This is a genomic window from Kitasatospora sp. NPDC059462, from assembly GCF_042749955.1.
In the GTDB taxonomy this organism is placed as follows: domain Bacteria; phylum Actinomycetota; class Actinomycetes; order Streptomycetales; family Streptomycetaceae; genus Kitasatospora.
In genome coordinates, this window is record NZ_JBHYUU010000087.1 from 1 (window position 1) to 18866 (window position 18866).

Here is an 18866-nt window from a genome sequence, read left to right on the forward strand (position 1 = left end):
CACCCCCTCAGCGGCGGCCTAGACAGCCGCAAACAAGTCAAAAGGGGTCAGGATTGACCGACCCGAAAGGGGTCCAGGTTCAGCGACCGCCGACATTAGGTCGCGAGCCCTTGAGGACCTACCGTGGGGCATCCGGACGGGACATTCCCTCTGTTCGCTCTGGCGACCATCGTGCTTTTTAGGTCGCGAGCCGCAAAGGCGCTAGCGTCCTGCCGGTCAGTCGCCGGGATATCCCCGATCAGAGCGTTCGCCTCTTTTTAGGTCGCGAGCCTTTGATTCGGTAGCTTCGGCGGCATCGAGCGAATTCCACCTATCCGCCCCAGGGGACAGTCATGCCCTTTTCGAGATTACGAGCGCGGCTCGCTGCCGCTCCCGCCGGGCCGCCCCTCCACAGGAGGGCGGGCCCCTCACCCCGCGCTCGGTCGCATGATCCGACAGGAGACCTCATCATCCGCTCCCTCACCGTACGGACGCCGAATCCCAGCCCCCGGCCTCCGGACGCCTCCGCCGCCGCTCCGGCGGGAGGTGGCGCTCTGGAGACGCGATGAGCATGAAGAAGGTGGTCGGCCTCGGCACGGCCGGCCTCCTGCTCACCCCGTTCGCCATCGCCTTCCCCGCGCTGGCGGTGGCCTCGAACAACGAAGCCACCAAGGCCGCCGACACCCCCGGCACGTGCACGTCCAACCCCGGTCCACAGGCTGTGGACACCGCCGCCGTCGCCACCCAGGTCAAGCAGATCCTGAGCGGGGTCGCGGGACCGGCCAGCCCGGTCGCCGGCCTGGAGGCCCCGAACGTCCAGATCCCCAACGCGAAGACGATCGTGGCGACCGGCGCCGCGATGAAGGTCTCCGCGCGCGGCCAGACCATCGCGCTGGCAACCGCCTTGCAGGAGTCCGGACTTCGCAATCTGAGCTCCGGCGACCGCGATTCGCTCGGCCTCTTCCAGCAGCGCCCGTCGCAGGGTTGGGGAACGGCCGAACAGATCCAGGATCCGGTGTACGCCTCCACCGCCTTCTACAAGGCTCTGCTCGACGTCTCCGGCTGGGAACAGCTGCCGCTCACCGTGGCCGCGCAGAAGGTCCAGAAGTCGGGCTTTCCCGACGCGTACGCGAAATGGGAGAGCCTGGCGAGCGCCCTTCAGCAGGCCATCTCCCAGACGCTGCCTGGAGGTTCGGGCACGGGCGGCTCCCCGTCCCCGACCGCACCCCCCGCGCCGTCGCCCACGCCTTCGCTCACTTCGGGCGGGTGCGGAACCGGTGCGGGTACGGGGACAGACTGGGGCACCATCCCCCCAGGCGTCCTGCCCGCCGGCTACCAGATCCCCACCGATGTGCCGCCCGCCGTCCAGAGCGCGATCAAGTTCGCGCTCGGCCAGCTGGGGACGCCGTACCAGTGGGGCGGCGAGTGCACCGCGCCGCACGGGCCGGACCCCATGGGCCGCTGCGACTGCTCCAGTTTGACCCAGCAGGCGTACAAGGCCGGCGGCGTCACCCTGACGCGCACGACCTACACCCAGGTCAACGAGGGCACCGCCGTCGCGGTGGACGCCCTGCGCCCCGGCGACCTGCTGTTCACCCGGCCCGGCCCGCAGGGCCCCGAACACGTGGGCATGTACATCGGCCAGGGCCTCGTGGTGCACGCGCCGAAGACGAACGACGTGGTCAAGATCTCCACGCTCGACTCCTGGAAGGCGGACATCATCGCCGCCCGCCGCGTCGCCACCTGACGGCAACTGCCGTCCACCTCAGCGCACTTCGCGCATTCTACCCCCTCCCCGCGCGGCCCGGCCGCGCACCTTTCCACCCCTCTAACCGTGGAGTGTGATTGCTCACCTACCTCGCCGATTCCGCCGTCAAGGCCCAGCAGCTGGCCTTCGACCCCGGCATCACGCCCAGCCAGGGCGGCCTCCCCGGCCTGGACGTCCTCAAGTCCACCGTCGGCAGCATCAATCTCTTCTCCATCATCGCGGTGGTCGGTGCCCTGTGCGTCAGCGGCATCGTCTGGGCCTGGGGCCACCACACGGGATCGCACGGCAGCGAACAGAAGGGCAAGCAGGGCGCGCTCGTAGCGGCCGGCGCGGCCCTTCTGCTGGGCGCCGCGAACGGGATTGTGTCGTTCTTCTCGGCGGTTGGGACGAACGTCCACTGATGCTCAAGTCGTCCTCGCCGTTCACCGGGCAGTCCGCGCTGCTGCGCCGGCTGCTGATCGGCCTGGGCGTGCTCGTGGTCGTCGCCCTGCTGGTCGGGCTCACCGTCCGGCTGGCGGGCGGCGGCCACCGCACCCCGAGCGCCGCCAACTCCCCGTCTGCCGCGCCCGTTTCGCCGCATCCGGCCCCGTCCTCGCCGCACACGGGCGTCGGCCCCTCGCCCGGCCCGACTGCTGGCGCCGCCCTCGTCGTCGCCGCGCCGCCGCACACCAGCGACCCGATCGCGTTCTCGCGGGCGTTCGCCGCGGTGCTATGGAGCTACGACACCCGCGCCGCGACCCAGCCGCAGCAGCTCGCCGGCCTGCGCGCTTGGCTGACCGGTGAGAGCCAGTACGCCGACCCGGACGCGCTCGCCGCGCAGGTCCCGGACCCGACCCTGTGGGACCGGATGCACGACAACGGCCAGTTCGCCGTCGGCGAGGTCGCCGAAGCGCACCTGCCCTCCGCGTGGCAACAGGCCATCGGCAAGGACCCCTCACAGCTGACCGTCGCCTACATCTACGCGGTCACCGTCACCGGCAAGCAGACCGTCACCTGGCGCGACGGCGGCCGGGGCGCCGAGGACCGCTCCATCACCCTGGCCGTGCAGTGCCGGCCCGGCCGCGACTGCGCGCTGGCCTCCATCGCCCCCACCGTCTACCCCTGACCTTTCCCACCGGTCCCAATCTGAGGAGCTGAACGCCCCATCGGTTTCTGCGACTTGCCCGGCTCCGGCCTGCTCTGCGACGTCATCGTCGGCGGCGTCAGCGACTCGATCACCGACTCCATCGGCAAGTGGATCGCGAAGAGTTGCGGCGACCTCGCCAAGAGCTCCGTCGACCTCGCCTCCCGCGCCGTCGACAAGACCACCAGCATCGACCTGTCGGCCGACTGGTTCCGCACCAACTACGCCACCATCTTGCCGATCGCGCTGACCATGCTGGTGATGACCTTCATCTTCCAGCTGATCAGGGCTGCCTGGCGCAGGGACGGCCAAGCCCTCGGCCAGGCCGTCACCGGCACCGTGAGCGCCACGATCTTCGCGATGTGCGCGATCACCTTCACCGGCGTCGCCATCGCCATCGTGGACGCCCTCTCACGCGGGCTGTTCCAGATCGCCAACACCAACATGGACGACGCCGTACGGCGGATCGTCAGGGTGTCGATGATCAGCATCACGTCACCGCTCGGCTGGGCCATCCCCGCGCTGGTCGCGCTCGGCTGCGCAGCCGGAGCGATCCTCTACTGGGGAGCGATGGTCCTGCGCAAGGTCACGGTCCTCGTGCTCGTTGTGCTCGCGCCGTTCGCGGCGGCCGGCGGCGCCTGGGAGCCGACACGAGACTGGCGGCGCCGGTGGGTCGAGGCCACCGCGACCGTCGTCTTCAGCAAGCTGATCATGACGGTGATCATGCTGGTCGGTGTCTCCGCGCTCGGCGAGAGCAACACCAAGGACGGCGTGCAGGCGCTGAGCGACATCATCGCCGGCCTGGTCATCATGTGCCTCGTCTTGCTCAGCCCGATGGCGATCTACAAGTTCGTGCACTGGGCCGGTGACGGCGGGCAGAGCCACGATCTGCACCGTTCGACCGCAGCCGGTCTGCAGGCCGGCGCGGCCACCGCGAAGAAGGGCGCCCAGATGGCCGCCACCGCCTCCACCGGCGGCGCGGGCGGCGCGGCGATGGGCGCAGGCGGCGGGGGCGGCGCGGCGATGGGCGGCGCAGCCCCGCAGGGCCCGGCGCAGGTTCCTGGCCAGGACAGCCCGGCCGGGGGTGGTACGTCCGACTCCGGTGCCGGTGGTGGTGGCTCGCCGCAGAGCACCTTCCGCTTCCCCGGCACGTCCTCCGGCAGCGGCAGCGGCGGCGACGCGATCGACCAGGCCCTGATCACCCGGCGCGGCGCCCGCAGCGGTGGCGACCAGGGGCAGCCTCTGATCTCCCGCGCCCCGGCCACCGGCCAGCAGGGCGGCGCCACACCCTCCGAGGGATCAACCGCGAAGAGCGGCAGTGCAGTTACCGCTGCCTCCGCAGCTGGCGGGGCCGGCGCTCCGCAGATCGTCATGGGTGCTGCGCGCACCGCCCCCGGCAGCGGGGCACCGACGGCCGGCGCCCCGCCCGCCTCCGCCACCGGGCCCGCCTCCGCGCCGAGCGCCCCGGTCGCTTCCTCCGCTCCGCCCACCACCTGACATCCGCCGGCCGGGGCCTGCCCCTCTTCCGGGGCCCCGGCCGGTCCCCGCCCTCACCGAAAGAGTCGCCCCTGTCGGCCTTCGAACTCCCGACCGTCCGGTTCCCCAGCCGATCCCGCCGCGGCGTGCTGCTCGGGCTCAGTGTCGCCCAGCTCGCCGTCGTCGGCACGGCCGGCGCCCTGCTCCTGGTGACCATGGTCGCCACCGGACTGGGCGGCGCCGCCCTGGCCACCCCTCTCTGGGCCCTGGCCGCCGCCCTCGTCCTCGTCCGCGTCCACAGCCGCTCCATCGCCGATTGGTCCCCTATCGCCATCCGCTACTACCTGCGCCGCGCCAAGGGCCAGCTCGTCTGGCTCGCCCGTCCCGCCACCCGGCCCCGCCGTGACGGCCTCCTCCATCTGCCCGGCACCGAGGCGAGCCTGCGCGCCGTCACCGCGCCGGACGGCACGCTCGGCGCGGTCCACGACCCGCAGAAGAACACCCTCACCTCCGTCATCCGCGTCACCAGCAGGGCGTTCGCCCTGCTCGACCCGCCCACCCAGAGCTCCAACGTGAGCGCTTGGGGCCGGTGCCTGGCCTCGCTCGCCCGCACCGGCTACATCACCACCGTGCAGGTCATCGAGCGCACCGTGCCCGACAGCGGGGACGCCCTGCAGCGCTACTGGGCCGAGAACGGCCGCCCCGACGCGACGGTCGCGGGCCCCGTCTACGAGGAGCTGCTCGCCGCCGCGGGACCGACCGCGGCGCCGCACGAGAGCTACATCGCGGTGAGCCTCGACCTCAAGGCGGCCCGCCGCCTCATCGGTGAGGCCGGCGGCGGCCTGACCGGCGCCTTCGCAGTGCTCGCCCAGCTCGTTCCTGGGTTCGAGCAGTCTCTGCGGAACGCCGGTCTGAACCCCGGTGGTTGGCTGACCACTGGGGAGACCGCCGCCGTGATCCGCAGCGCCTACGACCCGAAGGCCCTCGCCCACCTCGAGCAGTGGTCCGAGACCGGTCAGCCCACCGCCAACCCGGCCGCCGCCGGACCCGTCGTCGTCGTCGAGGAGCCCACCCGCCTGACCACCGACACCGCCTGCCACGCGGTGTTCTGGATCGAGCAGTGGCCGCGCAGCGAAGTCGCCCACGGCTTCCTGCACCCGTTGGTGTTCGCCGGCGGCGCCCGCCGCACCCTGTCCCTCACCTACGGCCCGCAGTCCCTCGACGCCGCGCTCAAGGCGGTGCAGCGCACCAAGGCCAGCATCATCGCCGACGCCGCCGAGCGCGTCCGCAAGGGCCAGGTCGACTCCGAGGCCGACAGCATGGAGTACGCGGACGCCAAGCAGCACGAGCGCGAGCTGATCAGCGGCCACGCCGACGTCGACCTGACCGGCATGGTGGTCGTCTCGGCCGACACCCCCGAGGAACTGCGCCGTGCCTGCGCCTCCATCGAGACCGCCTCCGCCGGAACCGGCCTGGACACGCGGCTCCTGCGCTGGCAGCAGGCCGAAGCCTTCGCCCAGGCCGCTCTGCCGCTCGCGCGCACCTGACGGGAGGCCCCGCCGTGCACCACCCGCCCACCGGCGACCACCATCGTCTGCTGCGGTTCGCGACCGCCGGCCTCGACGTCCACCACCACACCGCGCTGCCCGAGCAGGAGCCCGTCTCCCGTGCCGAGTTGGACGCCCTACACGCCCACTGCGTCGCGCTGTTCGCGCTGCTCGACACCCACACCGGCACCGCCAGGCCCCACGCCCCGGCCGAGGCCGACCACCTCCACGCCGCCCGCATCCGCGTCTGGCAGACCTGCGAAGCGCTCCACGGCGCCTACCACCGCGCCCCGCGCGCCGACGGCCGCCGCCCCACCCGCGAGGCGTGCGCGCTGCGGTTGCCGGAAGGCGCACCGGACATGGCGATCTGCCAGCGCCACACCACCACCGCCGGGCGCGTGCGCCGCATCGCCACCCCCTCCGAGCTGCGCGGTACCCCCACCGCCTCCTCCCGCACCTGATCTGGAGAAACGTTCCTGCGCTCCGCCAGTGCCACCCCCCTGTTCACCCCGGCCCGCTCAGACCGCGCCGCGCGCCGCCAGGCCAAGCGCGACCTCGCCTCCGCCCGCCGCACCGCCCGCGACGCCGGCCAGCCCCACCGCCCGAAGGACCGGCGCGAGGAGAACGCCGAACTCCTCCCCGCCTACCCAGCCTCCGGCCGCCCCGGCCCGGCTTCCCTGCGCGGCGGCAAGCTGCGGCTTCCGGCACACCGGATGACTACCGCCACCGCCAGCGCGGCGTACCCCTTCCTCGCCGAAGGCGGCCTCGGCTCCTCCGGCGTCCTCATCGGCCGCGATGTCCACGCGGAGGCGTCTTTCGTCTTCGACCCCTTCGCCTTGTACGGGAAAGTCGAGAACTTCACCAACCCGAACTGCTTGATCGCCGGCGTCATCGGCCAGGGAAAGTCGGCACTCGCAAAGTCAATTGCTTTGAGGAGCACGGCATTTGGCTACCGCGTGTATGTGCCGTGCGATCCTAAGGGTGAGTGGACGTCCGTCTCGCAGGCGATCGGCGGGACCACCATCGCGCTGGGACCGGGACTGCCCGGCAAGCTCAACCCGTTGGACGCCCCGCCCCCGCCGGCGGGAGTGGACCCGGCCGACTGGGCAGGCGAGGTCCGCAAGCGCCGGCTTCTGCTTCTCGGCTCGCTGGCGCGCACCGTGCTGCACCGGGATCTACACCCGATGGAGTACACCGCTCTCGATGTCGCCCTGGACGCGGTCGTCACCCGCACCGACCAGACCGGCCAGGTTCCGCTGCTCGGCGACGTCGCCGCCGTCCTCGGGCAGCCGGCCGTCCTGGACGCCGCGCTCGGCGACCCCACCCGCCGGGTCGGCGCCGCCGCCCTGGACCTCGCCCACGCGCTGCGCCGACTGATCAACGGTGATCTCGCCGGGATGTTCGACGCCCCGTCGACCGCGGTCTTCAACCCGCGCAGTCCGATGCTGACGATCGACCTGTCCAGGCTCGGATCCACTGGCGACGACACGGCGCTGGTGCTGGCGATGACGTGTGCGTCGGCATGGATGGAGGCCGCACTCAGCGATCCGCAGGGTGGCCGCAGGTGGGTGATCTACGACGAGGCGTGGCGCGTCATGCGGCACGAGGCCCTGCTCCAACGCATGCAGGCGCAGTGGAAGCTCTCCCGCGGGCTGGGCATCGCCAACATGTTGATCATCCACCGGCTCAGCGACCTGCTCAGCGCCGGCGACGCTGGCTCGCGCACCCGCGCCCTGGCCGAGGGCCTGCTGACCGACTGCGCGACCCGCGTGATCTACCGCCAGGAAGCTGACCAGCTGGCCGCCACCGCCGGCCTGCTGGGCCTGAGCGGTGTCGAGACCGCCGCCATCGCCCAGCTGGGCAAGGGCCGAGGACTGTGGCGGGTAGCCGGCCGGAGCTTCATCGTTCAACATCTGCTCCACCGAGCCGAGTTGAGCCTCTTCGACACCGACGCGCGGATGCACGAGAGCCGGACGGCGGCATGAGCGCCACCACGTGAGCGCGGACACGCACCAGGGCGACGCCTCCGGCCCGGGCGGGGTCGACCGCGACTCCATCGTCGCACAATCCGGCCTCTTCGTGGCCGCAACTCCGGAACCACGCCGAGGACTTCTTCCGCCGGCTGGTGACGGACGGCCGCTCGCCGCGCGCCGTGCCCACTCAAGTCGACCATTCAGGAGCCGTTCATCGCCCACGTCACCGTCGCCCACCTGCCCGACCGCGGCACCGTCGTCGCCGACCCGCCCGACCGGCGCAGCGCGTACTGGCTCGAACAGGCCGGCCTGGTGCGCGACGACGCCCTGCAGCTGCACCGCATCCGCCGGGACACCGACGCCTCGACCGCGCGGCGGCAGATCCTGGAGGCCGAGCGGCTGGTCACCGCCGCCGGCTACGGCTTCACCCGGGTGTACAGCGCGGACGACCAGCGCCGCCGCGTCGAAGCAGTGCCGCCCCAGTGGCGCTCGGATACGGCGGAGCCGCGGACCCTGGGCGACCGCACCGCCTGGGTGCACCTGGTCAGCGACGACCTCGACAACGGCCACCTCGTGCTCCACGCCCACCACCGGGCTCCCGAAGGCGCGCTCGAGATGCTCGTCGACTACCCGGGCGCCGGGGAGGCGGCGGTGTTCTACACGGAGCCGGGCAGCAGGCACTACGGGCGAGCCCGCCACCCCGACCTGGAGGCCGCCCGCGAGGCGTGGGTCTCCCTGGGGTACGCGGCCGACCCGCCCGAGCCCGGCCTCCGGCGGGCCGCCGCCCGGCAATCGTCCCCAGCGCTGCTCGGCCGCGCCCCCGGTCCGATCCCTCCCTGGGCTCCGCGCCATGTCGCACAGATGCATCAACACGGCCGCATCCCGCCCCCGTTCTGACCCACTCTTGCCAACTCGCCCAACTCGCCTACCCCTTGGAGACACATGCCGCCCATGACGCTCACCCGCCAGGACGCCCGCCTGGAGGCTGCCCTCGGCCAGAGCCTCACCTCCCTCGTCGCCAACGAGGCGCGGGCCGACGCGGCCACCTGCCGCGCGATCGAGGCGCACCGCGCACTGGTCGCGGCCGAGACCGCGCTGTCCTTCCAGCGGGTCCGGCTGATCAACATCGCCGCCGCCAAGCGCCGGGTCGACGACAACGTCCTCGACGAGCTGGACGCGCAGCTGGAACGCCTGGAGGTGGCGGCCGAGGAGCGCGACGCGCTGGAGGCCGACCTCGTGCAGCTCCTTCAGGAGCGCGAGGAAGAAGCGAAGCGGCAGGCCGGCCAGGGCGCCGCAGCGCCCGCAGCCGCTCCGGTTCCCGTCGTGGTCGTGCAGGGCGCGGCCCGCCGCCGCTGACCCGGAGCCCTGCGATGTCCGTCCCCATGGAGGCCGGCGCCACCGGCTCAGTCGCGTTCGGCTGGACCTTCGACCGCGGTGAGTTCGCCGTGCTGAGCAGCCGGGCGCCGCAGAAGGCTCGCGCCGTCCTCGACGAAGCGGAATTCTGCTACTGGGCCGACGAGTTGAACGGCTGGCACCAGCCCCCGAGCGTCGACTCGGACGAGCAGATCCGCAATGCCGCCCGCGCGGTCGACCAGCTGGTCAAGGCTCGGATTCCGGTCGCCAACTGGCACCACCCCGAGCAGCGCAACTCCGACCTGGTCGCGCACTACCGGTGGCTCCAGGACGGCGGCCCGTTCCCGGACGCCGACCGCACGGCCGCCAAGGGCCGCGCGCTCATGGCCGACGCGCTGACCGCCGGCCTCCTCAACCCGCCAGCCCGGGCCGTCGCCGAGGAGGTGCTCTCCGGTGCCCTGGCCGTGGAGGCCATGTGCGCCTTCGAGGACGTGCAGTGGTGGCTGGCCGCCACCCCGGCCGAGGCCGACGTGCACTCGTACGTGTGGCTGCGCTACGAACCCGGCCGCGGTGAGCTCGACATCACCGACCACTTCGCCTCCTTCGCTGCTGCCGAGGCCCGGCGCGAGTGCCGGGTGACGATGCTGCGGGACACTGCCTGGCCGGTGTCCGCCCGGGCCGAGGCCGCACGTCCGTCGCACCGCCTGCGGATGTCGGCCGCCCCCTCCACACCGCCCCTTCCGCCCGGGCCAGCTCCCGGCCGGGCGCCTTCCCGCTGACCCCGTCGAGACAGCCAGCGTCGCCGTCTCGCCCTCGGCGGCGCGCGGCGCCTCCACCACTTCCGATCAGGCCCGCCCCGCGGTGCCGGTCCCACCTCCGCCGGCACCGGCCACCCGCCGCTGACCGCGTCCACCCCTGCCCCGAGGAGCAGCGCATCACCCCCGAGCACGTCTCCATCACCCGTGACCCGCAGTACGGCGTCGTCGCCGACGTCGGCCCCGATGCCTCGCCGACCGCCCACACGCTGCTCGCCCGCGCCGGGTTCCGCCAGCTCGGCGACGGGCGGCACGCCCTCGACCCGGCGACCGAGCAGAACGTCTTCCTGCACGCACGGCAGACCGTCGCCGCGCTGCGCCGTGGCGGGGTCAAGGTCAGCGCAGATGCGGCCTTCGACTACAACGAGGCGACCCGGCCCGTCCCGGACAGCCCGGCCACCCGCGCCGCCGGCCCCGGTGCCGTCGTCCAGGCCGGTGCCCCGCGCCAGCACGATGTGCACATCGGCCGCCACCCGCGGCTGGGCATCGTCGCCACCAACCCGCACGGCAACCAGCAGGCCGCCTTCGCGCTTGCCGAGGCCGGCTTCGTGCGCACCCGCGAGCACCCCAGCCTCTACGTGCTGGACGAGCCCGAGTATGAAGGCGTCCAGCGGGCCGCCACCGCTGTCTCCACGCTGCGCGGCCAGGGCCTGCGGGTCGCCTCCGATCTGGCCTTCGAACCGCTGGGCGGGCCGTACGAGAGCACCGACCCGTTCGCCACCCGGCTGATCGAGGCGATGGACCGCACCCCGCCGTCGCCATCCGCTCCGCCGCGCGCCGACCCGGCCGAGGACCCGTTCGCCACCCGCCTGTTCAAGGCCCCCGACCTCGGACCCGTCGCACCGCCGACGCCAAAGGACCCGTTCGGCACCGTCGTCCACCCGCCGGCCGGGCCGAGCCGCGACGAGCAGCGCGCCGACGCCGTGCTGCACGACCGCGTAGCGATGTCCGCCGAGATCGCCTCCCGTCTGCGGGCCATCGAGGAGCAGGTGCGCACCGACCCCGGCAGCGTCGACCTGGCCCGCGTCGAGGCGGTGATCGGCGAGGCCACCACCGTTCTCGCCGGCGCCGGCAAGGACCTCGCCGCCGTCGCCGCCGCTCCCGCCGCACCCGCTGCCCGTACGAGCGGAGCGTCCAGCCCCCCCGCCCGCGCAGCACTGGCCACCAGCGGCCGACTGCGCTCCGCCGCCGCGGTGCACGCGACCGGCGCCGCCGCCACTGCCACGTCCGCCCAGGCCGTCGACCCGCGGATCGCGTGGGCCGCCGGACACACCAACTCCCGCTGATTGAAGGAGAATTACCCTGGCCGTCAAGAAGAACTGGACCGTCGAGCATGACTGCGGACACAAGTTCGATCACGACCTGTCCGCCCGTCCCGCCGACAAGCGCGCCGGCTACGCCCGCTGGCTGGCCACCCGCTCCTGCCGCGACTGCTGGCTGGCCGAACGCAAGGAGGACACGGCCGAGCGCGAGGCGTGGATCGCGGCGCGCCGCGCCGAGGAGCAGCAGGCCGCCGCCGAGTGGGCCGCCCGCTTCGCGATGCCCCCGCTGGAGGGCCCCGAGCGCGCCATCGCGTGGGGCGAGCGCTGCCGGCACCAGCTGGTGACCGCCGCGTACGAGGCCCTGGTGGTCGAGGGCGTGGTCGGCGAGGAGGACTGGCTGGCCGTCGAGCAGCAGCTGCGCACGCTGGACAAGGCGTCCTGGTGGATCGATCAGCGTGAGAGCGTGCCGGCCGATCTGCCCGAGCTGGCCGCCGCCGCCACCAGCGCCGACCGTGTCAATGAGAACCCGAACTGACCACCGACCTGTCTGCTCGACGCCCCCAGCCCCCGAGCTTCGTCGACGTTCTCAACCGCTTCGACCTCAGCCAGGAAGAGCTCGCCCAGGCGGCGGCTTGGGCGCTGCGCAAGCTCGGCCAGCCCCTGCTCGACGACCCCGGCGAAGGCGGCCGAGACGTCCTCGCCGAGCTCGTCCCGGTCGTGAAACAGTTGACCCGCACCATCGGGCTGGTCGCCGAGGAAGCCGACTTCCAGCAGCATCCCTCCGCCTCTGGCCTGGCCCAACAGCTGTACCAGGCCAAGTGGGACAGCGACCTGCTGGGCGCCCGGCTGCAGGCAGTCGACATCCGCCTTCGCGCCATCGGCGGCGACAATCCTGCTGAGCTGGACCCCCTGCGCGCGGCCGGCGACATGCCGGAGCTCCCCGTCCTCGCCACCGAGTCGGTGGCGAGGACGGATCCGGCGGCAGGTGTGCTGGCCCTGATCGACCGGTTGAAGGGCACCGAGTCCGTCCAGGAAGCGGGTCCGCTCATCGCCGCGGTGTTCACCGCGGACACCGGTGTGCTCGCGCGCGTGCAGGAATTCGCCGAAGCGGGCGCCGAGTGGGTCCGTGACAACGCCCCCGACAGCGGCCTCGAACTGCACGACTGGCTGGACGAAGCCTCAGCAGACCTCCACCAGCTCGCCGAAACCCTCGCGGACGTCCCGGCCTACTTCACCACCCTGACGAGCGAGCACCAGCCCGCCTGCGATCGAGCGAGCGCTGCCCGCTCCACTTCGACTCTCGGGCCGATCTCAGCTCAAACCCGCCCGACCACCCCACCACCGGCAGCACCCGCGCCGCCCAACACGCCCACCCGGAGGGCCATTTGACAAACGCCGACCTCGTCCTCGCCGCCGGACACCTTCGGAAGGTGACGGAGCAGTTTGAGAAGACCTTCTCCGAGAAGGAGGCCAGGCGTCTCCTGTACGAGCTGGGCGGTACGGACGCCGGCAGTGTCTTCGGAGCGCTCAGCAGCCTGCTGGGGTCGATCGCGGTGGCCCCCTGCCACTGCAGTTCGGCACGCAAGCTGGGCCAGCAGGCTCTCGACCGGCTGTGGGATCTGCGGCACGCGATGGAGGAGACCCAGCTCGCCCTCGACGACCCGGACGACCGCACCGCATGAGCGCCGCTGCCAACCCGCGGGCCATGGCCGCGACTTCCCGCCCGCCGGCCGGGCAGCCGGCCGGTACGGCCACCAGCACCGAGTCCACGCCGGTTTCCCGGCCTCCGGCGTCGCGCCGTTCCCTGTAACCCCCACCGCCCGGAGAACGTCCTGCCCACCACCAGTTCCCCGGAACACCTCTACCTCTTCACCGTCGAGGGCTCCGACCACGGCCCCTACCCCGGACTCGCCGCACCCAGCAGGCCCGGCCAAGACCTGTGGCCCTACTGCAGCCCGGCGTTCACCCGCCAGACCGCCGAGCAGATCGTCCGTGATCTCGCCACCGATGTGGTCGCCCACGGCTGCGACCTCACCGCCCGATGGGAGCACGGCTCCCTGACCTTCGAGTGGACGCCCGGCCACGACGGCGTCGGCGGCACGGAGACCGTCGAGCCCGACGACGACGGCCTGTACGCCATCGGCGGCCTGTGGCCCTGGGACTACGAAGGCCCGCTGCCGGTGCCCGAAGCCCGGCGCCAGGCCGCGCTGGTACGCCCCTCCGCTGCCGACGTGGCCTCCGCTGCAGGCCGCCCGTCCACTCCGCCCGCTGCTGCTGCACCGGCAACTCCCGTTCGCGGACGGTGACGTGCACCCGACGATCTCCCGATACGCCTCCACCGCCGACCTTCTCGCCGCCGTCTCCGCAGCCGCCGGCCTCCACCAGGCCCGCCCCCGCCTGATCGACGCCTGGCGCCCGGTCGAGGACCTGCCCGCCCCCGAGCAGGAGGCGTTCGCGGGGGACCTGGCCGCGCACCTGCCGGCCACGGCCCACCCGGCCTCGGCTCTGCGCAACCGGCTGGTGTGGCAGTGCACCCTGCGCTCCGATCCCGACGCCGCCGCCCCCGCGGACAACCAGTTCCGCGAGACCGCTCGGCGCATCCTGGCCGCCACCGGGATCGCCTCCGAGGAGGACCCGGCCTCGTGCCGGTGGGCGCTCCTGCGCGTCGGGGACCATGAGGTCCGGCTCGTCGCCCCGCTCGCCCGGCCCGACGGCACGATCGCGGACACCGGCCGCGACCGCTCCCTGGCCCTTGCGGTGTGCCACCTCGCCCAGACCCGCAGCACCGGCCTCCACGGACGCTCGCGCGCGGCGCTGGCCGGCAGCACCGGCCACCACCCCGGGCTTCTCACCGCCCACCAGCCAGTCACCACCGCCACCGCCCGCCACGGCCGGCGCCCGTAGAAAATGGACCGCCCGATACCCGAGACCCGCACCACCAGGACCCTCGACGTTGCCAACGATGCCATCGCCCGCGCCAGCCGGGCCCTGGCCGAGATCACCGACCTCGCCCCCTTCCTGACCGCCCACGAGGCCGCCGAGGTCCTCCAGGGGCTGACGCTGATGCCCGGGACCGCCCACCAACTCGCGGGCACCATCACCGAGATCGGCCGCCAGGTCGCCCAGGAGTACGGCGAGCGCCCGCCGCTGTGGGAGCCGCTGCTCATGGAGGCCACGGCGATCTCCGCCGCCGCCTTCCGCACCGCCGCGACCTCCGACGCCATCGCCGAGGCCGCGGACGAGACCACGCGCAGCCGGGCCGCCACCACGCAGTCCCCGGCGCTGCGGGCGGCCGGCACCGGCGCCTTGGTCCACTACGCCCCGACCTCCGCCGCCCCGCCGCACCCCCGCATCGTCGAACCGCCCCACCGCTGACCCCGGAGATCCATGCCCAGCACCCCGGACGAGTTCCTCGTCCACCCCCGCTACCTGGCGGGCGCCGGGGAGATCGCCCGCGTGCTCCAGCCCGTCGTCCAGGTCCACGGCTGGCCCTACGAGAACAACCCGGCCGGCAACAGGGTCGCAGCCACCAGTCCGTGCGGCCGGATCGAGGTCCTCGCCCAGCACGCCGTCTTCCACCTGTGGAAGATCAGCGTCCGCGACAGGCCCGGCGACAACCAGCCGAGGTGGCAGGCCACCTTCACCAAGGAGACGCCCGCCGAGATCGTCGGCGCGCTCGTCCAGGCCCTGGCCGCCGACCGGTACGTGGCACCCGAGGAGATCGTCGCCGACTGGCCCGGCCACCCGAGCACCTCCTGGCGCCCCCTCCTCAAGGCCGGCTGGGCGCCGGCCGACCTGACCGCGCTTCGCATCAAGGACCCGGACACCGGTACCGTCACCGCGGCCTGGCCCGGCGCCGAGGGCGCCGTCTCTACGGTCGTCGACGGAATCCGCTTCACCTCGCCGGACGGCAAGGCAACGCTCGTCCACACTCCCAAGCCGGACCACCTCTTCGGCGAAGGCGTCGGGCCCTGGCAGATCGACGTCGCCTTCGGGCCGTCGTGGGACGACCAGTGGACGGCCATCCTGTCCGCAGCCACCCCGGTGCGGTACCTGAACATGCTCACGTCCGCCGTTGCCGACCCCGCGCCCGTCGTGCGCGCCCGTGACCAGATCAGCAGCGCCACCCGGGCCGCAGCCACCATCCGCACCGTGCCGTCGTCGAGGAACTCGAACCAGTTCCGTGTCCTTGAGGCCGAACTGGCCACGCTCAACCCCCGCCACCCGTACCAAGGACACCCGCGGCGCTGAACCAGAAAGGCGCGACCCCAATGCCCGAGCCGATCACCATCGCCAGGTTCCCCAAGAGCTACGGCACCACCGCAAGCGCCTGGACCCAGGCCCCCGACCAGGCGAGCCGCGTCCTCCTCCTGCGCGCAGGCTTCCGCGCAGACGGCTCCCCCTCCAACCCGATCTACACCGTCAAAGACGACGAAGCCCTGGGCGGGGCCAACTCCCGCATCCGGCTGGCCGAGCGGATGCTCACCGAGGCCGGATACCCGACGCAGGTCTTCCCGCCCTGGTCGGATCTCGAGCTCACCCACAGCGCGCCGTCCGCCCCGAACTGGGGCACCCTCAAGACCTATTTCGTCTCCGCGGCCTCCTACACCTACTCCGTCGAGACCCTCGACGATCTACGCGAGATGGTCGAACAGCTGACGGCCCCCGACAACAGCGTGCTGGAACGGATCACCGCGCTGCTCGACACCGCCGCCCACCGCGCGACCAGCCTGCCCGGACCCACCCCCGCCGCCCACGAGCTGGCACAGGCCCTGAGCAGCGCCAGCACGGCACTGACCGAAGCCGCACACCTAATCGCGGCAACAGCCCCTCACGCCGCTCCTGCCAGCACTCTCTCCGACCGCGCCGAGGCCGCCCGCACCTGCACCGCCGAAACGCGCCCCTCGACCAGGACAGCAGAAACGTTTCCCCACTCCACTTCGCCCACCGCACAGCGCTCCCAGGGCACCACCCCCACTCGCTGACACCCCAAACGCGCCCACCGCCTCCGGCCACCCTCCCGCCCCCACTACCTGCTCGGCTACGGCCCCCACTACCCGCCGCCGAGCACCCCGTACCCCCGCCGGCTGACCGCCCGCCGGCCTACCGGGCAGATCACCCACGTCTCGGGCTTCCGTCCCGCGGTGATCGCCGAACGCTCCCCGCCCGCTCCGGGCTCCTGCCGCTGCGCACCTCGGCCCGGCAGGCCACCACCCCTGCAAGGACCGCACTTCTGCCCGCCTCCCCCAAATCCCCTTCCACAAGCCCAGGTTCGGATGCGCTCCTCTACGCGATCCTCGCCGCCGGCATCGCGGTTGCCGTCTTCGGCTCCCTCGCCTGGCTCGGCGGCAACGCCGCCACCGCCGCGACCACCTCCGCCCCGTGGGCCCCGTACCGGCCGGCCGACGCCGCCCTGCACCCCGACCAGCTCTTCCCCCAGCTCGGCCCGCTCCTCCTGCTGATCAGCACCCGGATCGCCCCGGCGCTGATCTCCCTCGCCCTCGCCGCCACCGGCCTGCTGCTGTGGTCCAAGCGCAGCAAGCCCACCGGCCTCGCAGGCCGCAGCGACCTCGCCCCGCTGCTGCCGGCGGAGATCACCGCCAAGGCGCGCGACCTGCGCCCCAGTCTCTCCAAGGCCAAGCCGCGCGAGATCAGCCCGGACGACACCGGCATCCTGCTCGGCGACCTCGCACCCAACGGCCCTGAGGTCCGGTCGAATTGGGAGGATGTCGGCGTCGCGATCATGGCGCCGCGTTCCGGCAAGACCACCTCCATCGCCGTCCCCGCGATCCTGCGCGCCCCCGGCCCCGTGCTGCTCACATCGAACAAGGCCGCCCGGGACGCCTACACGGCCTGCCTCGAGGCCCGATCCGAGGTCGGGCGGGTCTGGACAATGGATCCTCAGCAGATCGCCCACACACCGCAGGCGATGTGGTGGGATATCCTCGCCGACGCGAAGGACCTGCCGGGCGCCCGTCGATTGGCCGGGCATTTCGTCGCCGCGGCCGTCGACGAATCCTCGCAGGGAGATTTCTGGAGCACCGCCGCACAGAACACACTCTGCGCATTGTTTCTGGCGGCAGGCTGCGACCGCCGACCGATCACGGACGTCCTCAAGTGGCTTGCGGTGCCATCCGACCGCACCCCGGTCGATATTCTCCGCGACCACAACATGATCGCCATCGCAGACCAGCTCCAGGGCACGGTGTCCGGCGCGGTTGAAACCCGTGACGGCATTTATGAAACCGCCCGCCAGTATGCGGCTTGCCTTCTGGACCCGCAGATCTCGAAGTGGGTCACACCGAATCCCGACTTGCCGGAATTCAAGCCACAGGAATTCGTCATCCGCAAGGATTCGCTGTTCCTTCTCTCCAAGGACGGCGGCGGCTCTGCGAGCGCGCTGATCGCGGCTGCGGCCGATTCCGTAATGCGCACGGCCGTCATCGAGGCCGAGCGCGCGGGAGGTCGCTTGGACCCGCCGCTGCTGGCCATTCTGGATGAGGCCGCAAATGTCTGCAAAATCGGGGACCTGCCCGACCTCTATTCCCACCTGGGGTCGCGCGGCGTCATTCCGATCACCATTCTCCAGAGCTATCGCCAGGGCCAGAAAGTTTGGGGCGAGGCGGGCATGGACGCGATGTGGAGCGCCGCCACCATCAAACTGGTCGGCAGTGGAATCGACGACGCCGATTTCGCCGACAAATTGTCCCGCCTGGTCGGCGACCACGACGTGGAGACCGTTTCGCATTCCACATCTGAATCTGGCCGGTCCACCTCTGTCAGTATGCGCCAGGAGCGCATTCTTCCACCGGATCAGATCCGGGCCCTGAAAAAGGGAACCGCGCTTCTTTTTGCGACCGGCCTGCGCCCCGCACTGTTGAATCTGCGCCCCTGGTACAAGGAGCCCGGTGCCGCCGAGGTCGGCGCGGCCTCCTCCCGGCAGACCAACCTGATCACCGAGCGGGCCATGGCCAAGGCTAACCCCACCGCATGACGCCCACCAGCGGGACCGGCCAGGACCCTCTGCCTGAACTCTTCTCTCTCACCTAGGAGTTGCCATCACCCGAGGACACCCGCCCTCTCCCGTCCCTCCTCCCGACGTCGCAGTCCTCTCCGGAACCTGGCGCGAGTACCAGAGGCTGCTGTCACGCTGGGCCGCCCGCGAGGCTCGCATCAGCCAGGCGCTCAGCGGCGTACGGGCGCCGAGCATCGGCCCTCGCGCCGTGCCGCCCAGCGGCGGTTCGCGGCGGCGCTGACCACGCCGCTACTCGCCCCGGCCGGCGGAAATCCGCGGTCGGACCGTACCGATCGTCCTGGCTACTATGCGCCGCCTCGCACTGCGGGCCACTCCCCGCTGAGGTTCATCATCCCGCCTTCTGTGCAACGGAGTTGACATGAGTGACACCGCCCTCGGCTTTCTGCCGGTCACCCGGGCCGGCGGGAGCTGGCATCTGTCGGTGGGCACCGGCCGGGTTCGGATTCGCGACGAGGCGCTCGTCGCTGACCTGGACCAGCTGCGCGCCCTGCTGGCCCCGGACCGCCTGCGAGAGGAGGCGATGCCCGAGTGACT

General features: G+C 72.4%; 20 protein-coding genes. All 20 read left to right on the forward strand.

All coding sequences use genetic code 11. From position 1 onward, the window contains the following. Positions 1–550: 550 nt before the first annotated feature. The 20 genes from ACFXAM_RS21595 (at position 551) to ACFXAM_RS21690 (ending at position 18864) form a co-directional block, all read left to right on the forward strand. Positions 551–1726: a C40 family peptidase gene (locus tag ACFXAM_RS21595; RefSeq protein WP_380293639.1), complete on the forward strand. Its 1176-nt coding sequence runs from the start codon at positions 551–553 to the stop codon at positions 1724–1726. A gap of 98 nt (positions 1727–1824) precedes the next feature. After that, positions 1825–2148, forward strand: a complete 324-nt coding sequence (locus tag ACFXAM_RS21600) for a DUF6112 family protein (RefSeq protein ID WP_380293578.1) — start codon at positions 1825–1827, stop codon at positions 2146–2148. Next, on the forward strand, positions 2148–2852 hold the full coding sequence (locus tag ACFXAM_RS21605) for a hypothetical protein (RefSeq protein WP_380293580.1): 705 nt from the start codon (positions 2148–2150) through the stop codon (positions 2850–2852). Before ACFXAM_RS21600 ends, ACFXAM_RS21605 begins: the two co-directional genes overlap by 1 nt. Positions 2853–2906: 54 nt before the next feature. Further along, the gene (locus ACFXAM_RS21610; RefSeq protein WP_380293582.1) at positions 2907–4367 is read left to right on the forward strand and encodes a conjugal transfer protein TrbL family protein; all 1461 of its coding nucleotides are present in this window, start codon (positions 2907–2909) and stop codon (positions 4365–4367) included. Positions 4368–4438: 71 nt separating this feature from the next. Continuing rightward, positions 4439–5893: an SCO6880 family protein gene (locus ACFXAM_RS21615; protein WP_380293641.1), complete on the forward strand. Its 1455-nt coding sequence runs from the start codon at positions 4439–4441 to the stop codon at positions 5891–5893. A gap of 14 nt (positions 5894–5907) precedes the next feature. Continuing rightward, entirely contained in the window at positions 5908–6354 is a 447-nt protein-coding gene (locus ACFXAM_RS21620) for a DUF6238 family protein (protein ID WP_380293584.1), read from the forward strand. Positions 6355–6369: 15 nt separating this feature from the next. After that, complete coding sequence (locus tag ACFXAM_RS21625) at positions 6370–7878, forward strand: ATP-binding protein (RefSeq protein WP_380293643.1); 1509 nt, start codon at positions 6370–6372, stop codon at positions 7876–7878. Positions 7879–8178: 300 nt separating this feature from the next. Continuing rightward, positions 8179–8763 carry a hypothetical protein gene (locus ACFXAM_RS21630; RefSeq protein ID WP_380293586.1) on the forward strand — a complete coding sequence of 195 codons (585 nt, stop codon included), beginning with the start codon at positions 8179–8181 and terminating at the stop codon, positions 8761–8763. Between the two features lie 54 nt (positions 8764–8817). Then, positions 8818–9222 carry a hypothetical protein gene (locus ACFXAM_RS21635; protein WP_380293588.1) on the forward strand — a complete coding sequence of 135 codons (405 nt, stop codon included), beginning with the start codon at positions 8818–8820 and terminating at the stop codon, positions 9220–9222. 625 nt (positions 9223–9847) lie between these two features. Beyond that, positions 9848–11320 carry a hypothetical protein gene (locus ACFXAM_RS21640; RefSeq protein ID WP_380293590.1) on the forward strand — a complete coding sequence of 491 codons (1473 nt, stop codon included), beginning with the start codon at positions 9848–9850 and terminating at the stop codon, positions 11318–11320. A 253-nt stretch (positions 11321–11573) separates the two neighbouring features. Further along, positions 11574–11831, forward strand: coding sequence for a hypothetical protein (locus tag ACFXAM_RS21645; protein WP_380293592.1), 258 nt, complete (start codon positions 11574–11576; stop codon positions 11829–11831). A 182-nt stretch (positions 11832–12013) separates the two neighbouring features. After that, on the forward strand, positions 12014–12685 hold the full coding sequence (locus ACFXAM_RS21650; protein ID WP_380293594.1) for a hypothetical protein: 672 nt from the start codon (positions 12014–12016) through the stop codon (positions 12683–12685). Positions 12686–12726: 41 nt separating this feature from the next. Next, on the forward strand, positions 12727–12978 hold the full coding sequence (locus ACFXAM_RS21655) for a hypothetical protein (RefSeq protein ID WP_380293596.1): 252 nt from the start codon (positions 12727–12729) through the stop codon (positions 12976–12978). Positions 12979–13305: 327 nt separating this feature from the next. Then, a complete protein-coding gene (locus tag ACFXAM_RS21660) occupies positions 13306–13602 on the forward strand; it encodes a hypothetical protein (RefSeq protein ID WP_380293598.1) in 297 nt (98 codons plus the stop codon). A 1-nt stretch (position 13603) separates the two neighbouring features. Beyond that, positions 13604–14200 carry a hypothetical protein gene (locus ACFXAM_RS21665; RefSeq protein ID WP_380293600.1) on the forward strand — a complete coding sequence of 199 codons (597 nt, stop codon included), beginning with the start codon at positions 13604–13606 and terminating at the stop codon, positions 14198–14200. A gap of 3 nt (positions 14201–14203) precedes the next feature. After that, positions 14204–14671 carry a hypothetical protein gene (locus tag ACFXAM_RS21670; protein WP_380293602.1) on the forward strand — a complete coding sequence of 156 codons (468 nt, stop codon included), beginning with the start codon at positions 14204–14206 and terminating at the stop codon, positions 14669–14671. Between the two features lie 12 nt (positions 14672–14683). After that, positions 14684–15547: a DUF317 domain-containing protein gene (locus ACFXAM_RS21675; protein ID WP_380293604.1), complete on the forward strand. Its 864-nt coding sequence runs from the start codon at positions 14684–14686 to the stop codon at positions 15545–15547. A gap of 20 nt (positions 15548–15567) precedes the next feature. Continuing rightward, entirely contained in the window at positions 15568–16281 is a 714-nt protein-coding gene (locus ACFXAM_RS21680) for a hypothetical protein (RefSeq protein WP_380293651.1), read from the forward strand. Positions 16282–16529: 248 nt separating this feature from the next. Then, positions 16530–18290 (forward strand): type IV secretory system conjugative DNA transfer family protein, encoded by a 1761-nt coding sequence (locus tag ACFXAM_RS21685; protein WP_380293645.1) that lies wholly within the window; start codon positions 16530–16532, stop codon positions 18288–18290. A 400-nt stretch (positions 18291–18690) separates the two neighbouring features. Next, on the forward strand, positions 18691–18864 hold the full coding sequence (locus tag ACFXAM_RS21690; protein ID WP_380293606.1) for a hypothetical protein: 174 nt from the start codon (positions 18691–18693) through the stop codon (positions 18862–18864). Positions 18865–18866: the final 2 nt, after the last annotated feature.